This is a genomic window from Gordonia sputi NBRC 100414 (genome assembly GCF_000248055.1).
GTDB lineage: Bacteria > Actinomycetota > Actinomycetes > Mycobacteriales > Mycobacteriaceae > Gordonia > Gordonia sputi.
Genome location: NZ_BAFC01000123.1, coordinates 43,995 through 57,562, shown reverse-complemented (window position 1 = coordinate 57,562; position 13,568 = coordinate 43,995). Strand labels below are relative to the sequence as shown.

The 13,568-nt window shown below is 61.8% G+C and carries 12 protein-coding genes; 9 read left to right on the top strand and 3 right to left on the bottom strand.

The genetic code is table 11. From position 1 onward, the window contains the following. Nucleotides 1–5: 5 nt before the first annotated feature. From GOSPT_RS20480 to GOSPT_RS20460, 5 genes are read left to right on the top strand one after another with little or no spacing between them, the layout of a single operon-like run. Nucleotides 6–863: a glycosyltransferase family 2 protein gene (locus tag GOSPT_RS20480; RefSeq protein ID WP_064861447.1), complete on the top strand. Its 858-nt coding sequence runs from the start codon at nt 6–8 to the stop codon at nt 861–863. Next, on the top strand, nt 860–2,212 hold the full coding sequence (locus GOSPT_RS20475; RefSeq protein ID WP_005208578.1) for an O-antigen polymerase: 1,353 nt from the start codon (nt 860–862) through the stop codon (nt 2,210–2,212). The genes GOSPT_RS20480 and GOSPT_RS20475 overlap by 4 nt, the downstream gene beginning before the upstream one ends. Beyond that, nucleotides 2,209–3,306, top strand: coding sequence for a right-handed parallel beta-helix repeat-containing protein (locus GOSPT_RS20470; protein ID WP_005208576.1), 1,098 nt, complete (start codon nt 2,209–2,211; stop codon nt 3,304–3,306). The genes GOSPT_RS20475 and GOSPT_RS20470 overlap by 4 nt, the downstream gene beginning before the upstream one ends. Beyond that, complete coding sequence (locus GOSPT_RS20465; RefSeq protein ID WP_005208575.1) at nt 3,303–4,367, top strand: glycosyltransferase; 1,065 nt, start codon at nt 3,303–3,305, stop codon at nt 4,365–4,367. Before GOSPT_RS20470 ends, GOSPT_RS20465 begins: the two co-directional genes overlap by 4 nt. Beyond that, nucleotides 4,364–5,422: a glycosyltransferase family 4 protein gene (locus tag GOSPT_RS20460; protein WP_005208572.1), complete on the top strand. Its 1,059-nt coding sequence runs from the start codon at nt 4,364–4,366 to the stop codon at nt 5,420–5,422. Before GOSPT_RS20465 ends, GOSPT_RS20460 begins: the two co-directional genes overlap by 4 nt. 17 nt (nt 5,423–5,439) lie before the next feature. Here GOSPT_RS20460 and GOSPT_RS20455 read toward each other — a convergent pair whose 3' ends face one another. Continuing rightward, a complete protein-coding gene (locus tag GOSPT_RS20455) occupies nt 5,440–6,414 on the bottom strand; it encodes a lipopolysaccharide biosynthesis protein (RefSeq protein WP_168431212.1) in 975 nt (324 codons plus the stop codon). A 422-nt stretch (nt 6,415–6,836) separates the two neighbouring features. Here GOSPT_RS20455 and GOSPT_RS20450 point away from each other — a divergent pair, with 422 nt between their 5' ends. After that, a complete protein-coding gene (locus tag GOSPT_RS20450) occupies nt 6,837–8,237 on the top strand; it encodes a glycosyltransferase family 87 protein (RefSeq protein ID WP_005208569.1) in 1,401 nt (466 codons plus the stop codon). Here the strand turns inward: GOSPT_RS20450 and GOSPT_RS20445 are convergent. Continuing rightward, the gene (locus GOSPT_RS20445) at nt 8,180–9,121 is read right to left on the bottom strand and encodes a polysaccharide deacetylase family protein (RefSeq protein WP_231894906.1); all 942 of its coding nucleotides are present in this window, start codon (nt 9,119–9,121) and stop codon (nt 8,180–8,182) included. The genes GOSPT_RS20450 and GOSPT_RS20445 overlap by 58 nt on opposite strands. Nucleotides 9,122–9,146: 25 nt before the next feature. Next, nucleotides 9,147–10,022: a hypothetical protein gene (locus GOSPT_RS20440; RefSeq protein WP_005208566.1), complete on the bottom strand. Its 876-nt coding sequence runs from the start codon at nt 10,020–10,022 to the stop codon at nt 9,147–9,149. 43 nt (nt 10,023–10,065) lie between these two features. On the opposite strand from GOSPT_RS20440, the gene wecB reads away from it, so the two are divergent. From wecB to GOSPT_RS20425, 3 genes are all read left to right on the top strand, one after another. After that, a complete protein-coding gene (gene wecB / locus GOSPT_RS20435) occupies nt 10,066–11,220 on the top strand; it encodes a non-hydrolyzing UDP-N-acetylglucosamine 2-epimerase (protein WP_231894905.1) in 1,155 nt (384 codons plus the stop codon). A gap of 143 nt (nt 11,221–11,363) precedes the next feature. Further along, nucleotides 11,364–12,236 (top strand): glycosyltransferase, encoded by an 873-nt coding sequence (locus tag GOSPT_RS20430; protein ID WP_005208563.1) that lies wholly within the window; start codon nt 11,364–11,366, stop codon nt 12,234–12,236. After that, nucleotides 12,233–13,546 carry an FAD-dependent oxidoreductase gene (locus GOSPT_RS20425; protein ID WP_005208561.1) on the top strand — a complete coding sequence of 438 codons (1,314 nt, stop codon included), beginning with the start codon at nt 12,233–12,235 and terminating at the stop codon, nt 13,544–13,546. The genes GOSPT_RS20430 and GOSPT_RS20425 overlap by 4 nt, the downstream gene beginning before the upstream one ends. The last annotated feature ends 22 nt before the right edge of the window (nt 13,547–13,568 follow it).

The window sequence follows — 13,568 nt, the reverse complement described above, 5'->3', positions numbered from 1 at the left end:
CCGCAATGACCTCACCTCGAATTTCACTCGTATGCACCACCATCGGTCGACCCAGTGAGTTCCGTCGACTACTCGATTCGGTCGCCGCTTCATCGATTGCAGAACACGTCGAGTTCATCGTCGTCGATCAAAGCGACGACCAGCAGTGTGCGGCCCTGGTGACGTCAGCAGAGCTGCCCGGCCCCGTCAAAGCCACTCGGAGTGGACGCGGCGCCTCGACCGGGCGCAACGCGGGTACGCGATTGGTCACCGCGCCGATCGTGGCCTATCCGGACGACAACTGCTGGTACAGACCGGACACGCTGGAAGCGGCGACGCGGCTCCTCGAGACCGACACTGAACTTGCCGGAGTAAGTGGTATGCAGGTCACCGCCGATGGGCGGCCGTCAATGCAACGCTGGTTGCGACGACCAACGACCGTGTCGCGACTGAATTTTCCACGCACAAGTATCGCGAGCACGATTTTCCTCCGCACGGCGACGCTGCCTTCGCGCGCCCCATTCGACGAGAGCATCGGAGTCGGTTCACCCGGACTTCGCGGCGCGGGCGAAGAGTCGGACCTGGTCCTTCGGCTCATCGCAGCTGGGCACACACTCTCCTACGATCCGTCGATCCACATTCTTCAAGACGACGACCGTCACGCGATCACGGAAGCGTTCGTCGACAAGATGTTCAAGTACGGCGTAGGGAATGGTCACCTGTGGCGTCGCCACCGGCTGTCGGTCGCGCAGTTCGGTTACCACGGTGCCCGCAAGATCGTCGGCAGCGTCGTGCGCGACATTCGCGGTAACCGAATCCACGCTCGGGCCGACGTCGCGTACCTCCGTGGCGAACTCGTCGGCTACTTCGGCAGAGACCGGTGAAAGCACGCACTCCACGGGCAGTCTGGTGGATATCGCCGATTGCCATCGCCCTGGTGGTGGGTTCGCTGTCCTTGATACCGACCACCTTCATCAGCGACGAGGAGTTCCGCACGCTCTGGCGATCCCCACGGACTCTCGACAACGAGACGGTCGCGATGTTCGGGTCCGGTGTGCTGGTGTTGGCCCTCGCCGCACTGATCGGGATGCTGCTGGTGCGGCGTCGCCCCGTCGCGGGCGGAGGCTGGCCTCCCCTGAGTTCGGATACACGAACCCTGTTGGTCCGCGCGAGTTCGGTGATGTTCGGATTGACAGTGTTGGGCTACGTCGGGTTCGGATATCTGATCGCCAAATCAGGCATCACACCGTCCGAATTGCTCAGCGCGACGGCGGCAGACGGTACGTCGGCAAAAGACGCGATCGGGACGATCGCGGGAGTCACCACTCTCACACAGTTCGGCGTACCCACTGTCGTCGTCGCTGCGCTCGTCCTGACGCAGGGGAAGAACAAGAAACAGATCGCAATCATCGCTTCCGTGATGCTGCTGGCAATCGGGCGTGCCTACGTCTTCTCGGAGAGACTCGCCGTACTGGAACTCGTTGTTCCACTGGCTGTCATCGGTAGTGCACGGATGGGCAACCGACACCGACGCGGAAATACCATCGCACAGTGGATTCCGCTCACGTCCCTGCCGCTCCTGCTTCTCGTCTTCGGATTGTTCGAGTATTTCCGTTCATGGTCGTTTTATCGAACCCGCACTTCCAACAGCTTCATCCAGTTCGCGGCGGATCGGCTCGCGGGCTACTACGCGACGGCGATCAACAATGGCCAGATCATCTACCAGAACATGCGGTGGCCAGGGCGAGTCCCCTACGACACACTCGAAGTCGTGTGGACGGCTCCGGGAATTGAGCACGTTTACAGCACTCTGCCCCCGCACCGGAGCGCCTTCCCTCTCGGCCCGTCCGACTACACGCCACTGCTGACCCAACATGCCAATCCGGAGTTCAACAATCCGAGCGGGTATACCGGACCATTCACCGATTACGGACCTTTCGGCGGACTTGTCTATTTTGCGCTTGCTGGCATCATTGTCGGCGTAACGTATCGCGCATTCGTCAACGGATCTCTGATTGGCCTCCTCATGTACCCGGTGATGTTCACAGGATTACTCGAAATGCCCCGCTATCTATACTGGGCGCAGGGCCGAGCGGCTCCAGCCTGGCTGGGTTTGCTTCTCATCGCGTTCCTCGCGACACGATTGAAAACGCCGGGAATGTCGACACCGTCGGACTGTTCCGCTCATCGCAGTGATCTCACTGTTCCGCGCGACGTTGAGATCACGGCATGAGCAAGCGCCACGTGACCGTGATCGGGTTGGTATCGCTGTCGATCCTTCTGCTGATCTCGGGGTGCGGTTCGGCCGCGACCGCGCCAGTGAACGCTGACCGGACCCAGGTTCTACAGAAGAAGTTCGACGCCCTGACACCCGGGTCGACTCTCCGATTGGACGGCGGTACCTACCGCCATTCCGGAGCTCTCAAGATCCGGGTACCGAACGTCACCATCACAGGTGATAACACGGTGCTCGCCGCGACGAACGACTTGAGTTCATCTGTACAGGTGAGTGCCAATGGGGTGAGCATCTCGGGTATCACTTTCAACGGGGCAACTCGCGGACAGCGGCAGACCGGCCTGGATCAGCACAAATTGGTGATCAGCGGACAGAACGACACCGTCCGCGATGTGACGATCAACGGCTCGGCCGCTGCCGGCCTCTTCGTCGACGGTGCGAAGAACTTCACCATCGATCGCGTGAATGTCTCGAACACCCTTGCCGATGGCGTTCACATCACCAACGGGGCGAGCGGTGGCTCGGTGAGCAACGTGACGACGTCCGGTACCGGCGACGACGGTGTGGCCGTCGTGAGCTACGCCAATGGCGGACTGTGCTCCGATATCAAGGAAACGAACATCACTGTGAACGGAAACCGGTGGGGTCGCGGAATCAGCGTCGTCGGAGGCATTCGCATTAGCATCAACGGTTTGAACGTCTCCAATACCGCTGCGGCAGGCCTGTACATCGCCAGCGAGGGCAATCCGTTCTATACCCATTCGGTGTGGCAGGTTTCGGTGGCGAGCGGCACGATAACGTCTGCCAACGTCGGCACCGCCGTTCAGGGTGCGATATTGGTCTACGCCGGAAACCGCGGTCACGGCATCGACTCAGTCCGGATAGCCGACGTAACCATCAAGTCAACCCCGGCGAAGGCAGGCCGCGACGTCGCGGTGCTCGCCGACGGGGGCGCACCGATCAGCAATATCTCATTCACACAGATTGCTCTGGTCGATAGTTCGGTTCAACCCTTCGTCACCAACGTGCCACGCCAGATCAGTACCACATCGCGGTGGTCTCGCAATCAAATCCCACTCGAGGTGAAATGACCAGTCACACAACTGGCCGTCAACTCATCCACGTCACGGAGTCCTTCGCGAGCGGGACCGCAGCCGCAATCGGCGACTACGTGCGCAACTATCCCGACGTCGAGCACCACCTCGTCTACGCCACACGTGCCGAGGCAACGGTGGATGTTGAGTCGTTGGGCCAGTTCGCTTCGACGATCGAACTTCCGGAAGGAACCGCGAACAGGATCCGGTTCCTCAACGGCACCGTGCGGGACAAGGGCCCGGCTGTTATTCATGCACACTCGAGCAAGGCCGGGGTATACGTTCGATTGGCGCTGCGAAACTCACAGCGCACCCCCATCGTGTATACGCCGCATTGCTACGCGTTCGAACGGCGCGACGTACCCGGCGTGATCCGAACCGGATTTCGGTTCGCAGAGTGGCTGCTATCGTTCAACACTTCTGCAATCGGCGCATGTTCCCCGCGCGAACGGGAGCTCTCGGAGTGGCCCGTATCGAATCCCAGGACTGTCCTGGTGCCCAACGTGACCCCCTCACACATACCCCAACATCAGCGGACGGCGTCAACACGATTGCGAATCGCCGGCAACGGGCGATTGGGGCCGCAGAAGGACGCGCACTTCTTTGCCGAGTGTGTCGCATCTGCGCGTCGCTCCGGCACCGACTTCGAGGCCGTGTGGATCGGCGGCGGCGACGAAGAGAGCGCCCGGCTCCTACGTAGCGCGGGCGTCGATGTCACGGGTTGGCTGAGTCGTGAACAGGCATTGAAGACACTTGCTGCGGCTGATGTCTACCTCCACACAGCCCAGTGGGAGGGCTTTCCGATCTCCATCCTCGAGGCCGCGACGGCCGGCCTTCCGGTGATCGCACGCGCACAGCCGTACGTGCACGGTTTCCGCATGCCGATGACGATCGACCATCCCTCGCAGCTCGAGCCTCTACTCAAAGCTCTCGCTGATCCCGAAACCTACGCTGCCACAACCGAGTCGACCCAACGCGCACTCGCCGACAACACCGACGACGCGCAACGCGCAGCGCTCGGACGACTCTACGATCGGTTCTTCCAGAAGGTCATATGAGCGAGATACACATCAATGGCAAGTGGCTCGCGCAATCGATGACGGGCACCCAGCGTTACGCCAACGAGATGGTACGCGCGCTCTTGACACTTGCACCGGAACGCCGGTTCGTCGTCGACGTTCCCGCAGACGCCGAGATGCCGGAGTGGCTGGTCGACAGTGGTGCGCGGGTGCATCGTTCGCGCTGGAGCGGCGTCGCCTTCGAGCAGCTTGACCTGCCACTGACCACCCGTGGTGCGCTTCTTCTCAATTTTGCCGGACCTGCACCGCTGCTCAAGCGCAAACAGCTGGTCACGATGCATGACGCAACCCCGTTCCGGTTTTCGTCGACTTTCCGACGGTCGTTTGTCGCCTTCTACGCCGTGATGTATTTCCTGCTGTCGCGGACGGCAGCACACCTCGTCACCGTATCCCGGTTCAGCGCTGGCGAACTCGCCGATTTCCTGCATGTTCCCGCTGAACGATTCGATGTTGCACACTGTGCGGCAGACGGTTTCGACGCGGTCGACGAGCACGCACCCGACCTCGGTGACACAGTCGACATCGCGAAATCCGTCGTCGTAGTCGGCACCCTCGCCCAGCACAAGAATCTTCCCGAGCCCGTCAACGCGCTGGTGTCCGAGGGTTTTCCGGTCATTGTCGTGGGAGCGTCGGGCAATCCTCAAGTGTTCAGCGATGCTTCGCCACTTGCCGCTGGCGCAACCGTCGCCGGACGCCTGGATGATGCCGAGCTCGCATACCTGTATCGACATTGCCGCGCGTTGGTCTTCCCGTCGCGGTACGAGGGCTTCGGACTGCCGGTTGTCGAGGCGCAGGTGTCGGGCTGCCCGGTTGTGTGTAGTGATGCGGCGTCGATCCCCGAGGTTGCGGGCGAGGCAGCAGTGTTCTTCGCTCCGGGTGATGCTCAGGCGATGATCGACGCCGTACGCCGCGTGTCCGAAGACACCGGGTTGCGCACCAAGCTGATTCGCATGGGACACGATAACGCGCGCAGATTCTCGTGGCGGCTGTCCGCCGAGCGTGTGCTCGAAGCGATCACACCGTCAATTCACTGACGACACGTCGAAACCCATCAGCGGAACGTCGACAATGACGACCGCACAGCGAAACTCGGTCGTGGTGTGCCTTCGAGAACCCTACGGGCACTGAGCCATTGGACTACCGCGGTCAACGTCACCGCACACGCCGATACGATCGCCAACGCCATCGGTCCGCCCTCGACCGCCGCCAAGATGCCTGCAGGCACCGCACACACCAGAACAGCAAACGCGGCCCAAGCCGCCCGATCGATGTTGTCGCTGATGACCAGCATCGTGATGTTTCCACCCAGCGCAGTTTTCGCGATGCCGCCCGCCGCCAGGACAAGGAGTAGCGGACCCGCAGCCGACATCGACGGGCCGTAGGCCCACGAGACCATGGTCTCCCCCAACACTGCCAGCACAGCGATGATCAGAAGTGTCACGAGCGTCCCCAGCGTTGCCACTGCCGCGAGCACAGACACCACGCGTTCCCGGTTCCCCGCAACCCATTCCCGCGCGACGACGGGGGTCACGGCGAGCGATGCGAGACTCTCCAGGATCGTGACCTGCAGCGCCAACGTTGCAGCAGCGGCATAGGTGGCGGCGTCGTGGGGCGTGAACACGAAGTTGGCCAGCCAGATGGTTGCCGGAAGACACACGAACGCAGAGAGGTCGAGGACGAAGAGCTTGGCGCCGTTCCGTATCGGATCCCGCAAGGTGCGCAATTGTCCTTCGCTGATCAACGACACTTGAGCACGGCCGACGATCAGCGCGGCCGCCAACTGCATCACGGCCACCGCGGTGTACACCGCGAGAACTTCCGTCAACGACGATTTGTCGAATGCGAAAAGAAGTAGAGCGACCGCCGGAAGCACGATCGTGCTGCGGACATGGTGCGTGGTCAACACGGCCATTCCTACTCGACCGTGGGCGGCGAATATATCACTGAGCGTGAGCCGCATCGACTCGACGATGACCACGACGACGGTCAGGATCAGTACGGGCCAGTACTGCCTTTCGCCCCGCATAGCCCACGTCGCAATGAGACCGATGAATGGCGCACTGATCACCGAGAGTACGAGTGTCGCGCGGAGGTGGACGGAGGCGATACGCCTCGCCTCTGCGCTAGTCTTTGCCGTCGGTAGCAGCCGTATCACGTTCGGTCCCAAGCCGAGTCGACCTACCATCGGGCCGATCGACAATGCCGCCAGAATTGCGAAGAAGACAGCGGCCTGTCTCAAATCAAGTGCCCGATACGCGACAATCGTCATCGCGAAGGTGCACAGCAAACCCATACCCGCAGCCACGAAACGAAGGCTAAAACTTCGCCTGACCTCGACAGTTGAATTCTCGGTGACCGTCATCGCGAGCCGCCCGACAATCGCTTCTGCACATTCTCTGTGTAAAGTGAGCAGGCAGTTCTGCGCCCTGATCGGACGGAGGTGACCCGATGCCGCTGAGTCCTAGGTTCGCCAACCGCTGGGAGCTTCCTACTCTCGGCGCCTCCCTGGCCGTGGCGATCGCCCTCGCATTCGCGCTCGCGCGGAAAACCCTGGCCGACCGGATCCGCGCTGACGAAGCCGTCGAATGCGGTGCGCACCTGTGCCACCTGTCGCTCGTCGATTTTCGCGACGCGACGTGGCGCCCGGTGACCTGGTTCATCACGGGGAACAATCCCTACGACACTGAGACGTACCTGCAACATTTCCCCAACTCTCTGGATTACCCGACGTATGCGCCCGGCCATCTCGTCCTGTGGGCCCCGCTTGGATGGATGGACTGGCGAGCAGCTGGCCTGCTCGAGACAGTCGTCGCCATGGCCGTCATCGTCGCTACGGGCTGCTGGCTCGGATTGCGTGCCGCTGAACTCACCCCCGCAGCACTGATTCCAGCTGGACGCGAGGGTGCCATCAAGCGCGCGGTGGCGGCAACGTGGGGAGCGATTCTCCTGCTGTTGTGCCGCCCGGTGACCCTTGCCTACTACCTCGGTCAGCCGAGCATTGTGTACGTCTTGCTCGCCGTTCCCGCAATTATGGTGCGTAACAAGTACATTGGTGTGATACTCGTCGCAGTCTGCTGCATGAAGCCGCATATCGGACTCGCCGTAGTGGTTGTCCTTCTCGCCCGTGGGGCGTGGCGCCGAGCGTTGATCGGCGTCGGATTCGCCACACTCGTCTCCCTCGCCGCGACACCGGTGATGGCCGGCGGAATCTCGGGTGTCCCAGGCTGGTTCAGCAGTCTGGTCGGCAACATCAGCGAATCGTCCACCAGAAGAACAACGGACTGGCTCGACGAGCGCATCGATATCGTCGGGAGCCTGCAGCACGCTGGATTCGGCGTATCCACCCTCACTACGGTTGCGGTCGCAGTCGCCGGCGTCGTCGCCGCCTACGTCGTGGTGCGACGAACGCCGTTCCGGTTTGAGTGGATTGCCGTCCTGCTCGGGCTGTCGTTGATCACCTTGACCCTTTACCACCTCAGTTACGATGCCGCGTGGCTCATTCCGCCGATCGTCCTCGGCGCATTCGAAGTAGCCCGTGATAGCCGAGTCCGCAGGCGCCTCGCGCCCGGCTTGGTACTCCTGTTCATCGGAGCAGGTATATCGCACTACTACGCGGTCGATCAGCTGGGCCAAGCCTTCGGCGTCGAGAACTTTTCCATCTGGCTGATGCGCGTGCTGCTGGTCGCCGGGACCGTCCTCGTGATCGCTGGGCTGTGGGCGGTGTTGCGCACGGGCCGAGGGGCCGTCGTCCCTGTGGACGCTGCCGGCGCCGGCGTTCAAACTACGCATGGTCACCCGACCTCCACGGCAGGCATCGACACTCCCGGGGCCGACATCGCGTCGACGTGATCGCCTGTACCCACGACATCGAAGTTGGCCTGCATCGTACGGATGACCCACGCCATGAATGCGTTCTTCTCTTCAGCGCGAATACCCATCCCAGGGAAGAACGCCATCTCTGCCACGTCCCGCCCGTCGAGCAGGTCGGTGGGATGAATCAACATCGACATGCCCACTCCGCGCAGGCGACACATCCGGACCGCAGCGAGAAAGTACCCCCGGGCCAGACGCGGAGAGATCGAATACAGCTGAACGAGGTACGACCCGTGCACCGGAACCCGCGCAAGCGGAAGCGTTGTCACGGGCAGTTCCACGAGATCGCCGCTCGACGTCGACATCCGATGCGGGTGGAGACTCCGTCGCACCTGCCCGAATCCGCCGAACAGGTCCGCCCGGTCTTCCCGTTGTTCATCTGTCAGCTCGGCGCCGCGGAAGTGCTGATAACGAGCGAGCGGACCGATCCAGGTGGGCAACACGCTCGCGTCGTAGCGGTAGCCACGCTCGATGAGAAGTCTGAACAACTCTGGCGTGTGGCTGTAACCAGGTGCCCGAAAACCTACTGGCGCAGGCGCACCAGCGGCCACGATCGCCTCATGAGTTCTGTCGACCTCCGAAGCGAGCTGCGCGGCGTCGTATCTCTGCAACCACGGCTCGTGTTCGAATGAATGATTACCGATTTCGTGGCCGAGTCCGCTGAACACGGAGACCGCATCGGCACCGTCATCACGCACGGCGTCAGCACCGATGACGAAGACCGTTGTGCGCTGGTCGAGTTCACCGAACAGTTCGACGATCCGCGGCACTGCCACCGGCAGGTAGCTGGGACGGGCCTCCCACTCGGGGTCCCCGTGTGTCTTCAGGTACGACCAGACGTTGTCCAGATCGACCGACACACTCGCAATTGTCGACGAGTTCATCTCACCCCTCTGCCATGTAGATCTCGACCGCGTCAGTGCGGCCGATCTTCGACGACTCTGCCGCGCGACGCCGCCGCGAATCGATCCCCGCCATCGCGGCAACTCCGCCGACGGAGATCAGGACGCCAACGATCACCCACAGCGCCCGTCCCTCAGCGATGCGGTCACCGAGGAGCAGCAGCCCGACGACCGACCCCACCACCAGCGTCGTCGAATCCATCACCGACCCGACTACCGTCGTCGACCCGCGCGCGAGCGCAAGCGCCATCTGCACCTGCCCGACCACCGCGGTGGCGAGCACTATCCACGCCAATGGATCACCGACAAGCCCAACGCCGATGTGCGACGCAACCGGTCGGCCCGCCACCGCGAGTACCGCAAAACTGACTCCCGCCAGACACGCGAGCGGTACGGCCCCAGCGCACCGTGACGCGGCGAACGTTGCCCCCGTCACCACGACCGTCAGAATCGCAAAGCCCAGGAGTGCACCCCCACTGATGTCATACGCATTCGATGGACGCGACGCAGCGAGCAGCATCGCGACAGCACCCGCCATGGCGACGAATACCGCGAGTTCACTCGTCGAGGTCTGCCGTCCGAGAACTGCGTAGCCAATGAATGCAGCAAGCGCCACGGACGCGCACACCGCGCCTTGCACCAAGTAGATCGGAAGATTCGCGCGGGCGAGAAAAGCGAGCACGAAACCCGCTGTCTGACAGAGAAATCCGACGATATACAGCGGATCTCCCGCCAGCCTGGCCAACGCCTGAAAGCGCACGCCGAGCTGTGGCTGCCGCTTGGCACCCACGCTCTGACACACCAACCCCACCGCATAGGTCCCCACCGCTGCAGCGAGATAGAAATAGTCGATTTTCACGTCAACTCGAATCCGCCCCATTAAGTATCCCACACTCGGGAATGTGAGTAGTCTATCGCGGGTGCAGACCGTTCACCTAGTTGCCGGAACTCGCCCAGAAGCCATCAAGCTTGCACCGCTCTATCGTGAGCTCGGCAAACTAGGGTTCGACGCGCAGCTGGTGGCGAGCGGACAGCACCCGACAATGGTCAGAGATTCATTGCGCGTCTTCGGAATCGCACCCGATCTGACGTTGGAACTCGATCGCGGCGACGGCGGCTTGCCAACGCTGATATCAGCTCTAATCGCCAACCTTTCCAGCTTGTGGTCCACCAAGCACCCTGACGCTGTCGTCGTTCAGGGGGACACGACAACCGCACTGGCTGGCGCACTGGCCGCATTCTGGGCAAAGATTCCCGTGGTACATCTCGAAGCGGGATTGCGCTCGCACGACCTTCACTCGCCGTTTCCCGAAGAGGCAAACCGCAAGCTGATCGGGCAGATCGCCGACTTCCATCTCGCGCCGACTTCACGCGCGGAACGCAATCTCATCGGCGACGGAATTCCCGCAGATCGCGTGTACGTGACCGGAAACACAGTAATCGACGCTGTGCTGCGCATCGCTGCCAGCCTTCCGCAGACCACCGCCCTGCCGACACCACTGATCCTGTTGACAATGCATCGCCGTGAGTCGTGGGGAGATCCCCTCGAGCAGGTACTCGACGCAGTGGCGCAGCTCCTGGCGGAGTATCCGACACTGCACGTGCTGTGCCCCACGCACCCCAATCCTGCTGTCCGACAACAGGTCCACCTGCGCCTCGGGGAGCATGACCGGGTGACTCTCACCGATCCACTCCCCTACGAAGAGCTCGTAGGTGTGATGAAAGCCTCGACTCTCATCATCTCCGACTCGGGCGGCATCCAAGAGGAGGCGCCAACCTTCGGGGTGCCCGTCCTCGTTGCGCGTGACGTCACAGAGCGAATCGAGGCAATTGAGTACGGCTGTGCAATTTCAGTCGGCACCGATCGCAACATAATCCTCACAACCGCGCGACGACTATTGGACGACCCAGAGGCGCGCTCCGCCATGAGAAGTCGCACGAATCCATTCGGCGACGGTCTCGCAGCTTTCCGAAGTGCACAGGCAATCGCGCGACTGCTGAACGGACACACCGAGCTTCCTGCCCCATTTTCGATGAGTGTGCACCCCGTCACATAATTCGTTCGCAAGTCGAAAAATTGCCGGGCGCATGTTGATCATTCGTCTACACGAACATGGCAATCCGGACTGAGTGGTGTTAGTGTGAATCCACCATTCGTTATCCGACAGGGGGAGTCGGATCGTTCCTGGGGGGGAAGAATATGGTCGTTGACTCAATCGCGGGTCAGACCGGTGTCGTTCGGTCGGATGACACACGTGTGCGCGATTCCACGACTAGCGTCTCGGCCGGTCATGACATCGGACATCTGACGCGCGTACGCACAATGCACCTGGTACTGCCGGCGTTCAACGAAGAAGACTCTCTGCAGCCACTCTTCGAGCGACTCCGTCGGACCGAATTGCCAATTCACTTGAAAGCGTGGGTGATTGACGACGGTTCGAGCGATAGTACCGCGGCAGTGGCGTCACGTGGACTCGAAGGACTCGACGTCCAACTGGTTCAGCACCGCGTCAACCAGGGCCTGGGACGCGCGGTCCAGACCGGAATCCGTGCCGCACTCAACGCCGCGTCGTCGGACGACATCATCGCGATCATGGATGCCGACAACACGCACGACCCGGCGTTACTCGCTGCGATGATCGCCGCAATCGACGACGGTGCCGATCTTGCCGTCTCTTCCAGGTTCACCCCTGGGGGAGATGACACCACGGCACCTCCATTTCGACGGCTGCTGTCGCGAGGCGCAGCAGGTGTCTTCTCGAGGTTGATCGCGATCGAAGACCTCCACGATTTCACGTGTGGTTACCGCGCCTACCGAGTCTCACTGCTCCGGCGCGCATCTGAGTACTGGGGCGAGAGTCTTGTCACCGAACAGGGTTTCGCGTGCATGGTGGAGCTCCTGATGAAGCTCCGGCATCTCCAACCCCGCGTCGTCGAGGTTCCCTTGGTGCTCCAGTACGACCTGAAACAGGGTGCGTCCAAGCTCAAGCTCGCGTTGACGCTGCGGCAGTATGCGAAACTCGTTCTGCGCGAACAAATGACACCTGCCCCGGTTCTGGCGGCCCGAGATTGAGTCCCCAGAATTCTGCCGGCGTCACCGTCATCGGCGGAGGCATCGCCGGCTTGGTTGTCGCGTACCGTCTGACCCAGCGCAACGTTCCCGTGGTCCTGCTCGAACAAGGACCACAGCTTGGCGGGCTTGGCGTCGAGGGCCATATCGACGGTCATCTGATCGAACGCTTCTACCACTGCATCATGCCGAGCGACGACGCCCTGCTACAACTCCTCGACGACCTCGGTCTTCGTGAGTCGATCGAATGGCGTTCCACCACAATGGGAATGGTGGTCGAGGGCGATCGCTATCCCTTCAACACGCCGATCGACCTGCTCAGGTTCAGTGCGCTGAAACCGAGCCAGCGAGTCAGGTTCGGAGCAGTGTCCGTGGCGCTCCGCTACCTCGGTCGGGGCAAAGACCTCGACCACATGACCACGCAGGCATGGTTGTCCGGGCTCTACGGCGACGCCATCTGGACCAAAATGCTGCAACCGATGTTCGGCGCCAAGTTCGGTGACTCGTTTGCACGCGTTCCTGCTCGCTACATCTATGAACGTCTCGGTAGAGAGAAAAACGTGGCGGTGCGCGGCTATCCGCGCGGCGGATACCGATCAATCGTGGAGGCACTCAGCAAGGCCATCCGCGACGGTGGCGGCATCATCGAGACATCGGCTCGCGTTGCCGCCGTGCACAACAGGGTCGACGGGGTCGAGGTGGTACTCGACAACCGCGTCGTCACAAGTGATTTCGCGGTGTCGACTGTTCCGATCCCCGTGCTCCACCAGTTGGCAGACGACGACCTCCGACCCTCTCTGCCACCAGCAGAACACGCGTATCAGGGCGTGGTGAACGCCGCATTCCTGCTCCGCAAGCCACTAGATGGCCACTACTGGAGCCCGGTGATCGGTTGCGACACCGAGTTCGACGGCGTCATCGAGATGTCCGCGTTGTCGGGGACTTCTCGCTACGGAGACCATTCGCTGGTCTACACCATGAAGTATTGCGACCGGAATTCACCACTCTTTCAAGAAGATCCCGAAGTGGTTGCCGGTCGTTGGGCGACTCAACTGTGCGCTCTGTATCCGGATCGGATCACCCACGACGACGTGGTTGCGGTCGCAGTCTTCAGAGCCCCCTTCGTAGAGCCGATCCCGTTCGTCGGCCAGTCACATCACAGATCGGATGGCCATGTACCAGACACAAGAATCAGCATCGCCACGACCACTCAGCTCTTTCCAGACGTTACGAGCTGGAATTCCTCGACCCGTCTGGCAGAACGGATCGCACAACGCATCGCAACCACAGCCATCCCCGTCGGCACGCCGTAACGTCACCACCCGGTTCCATGCG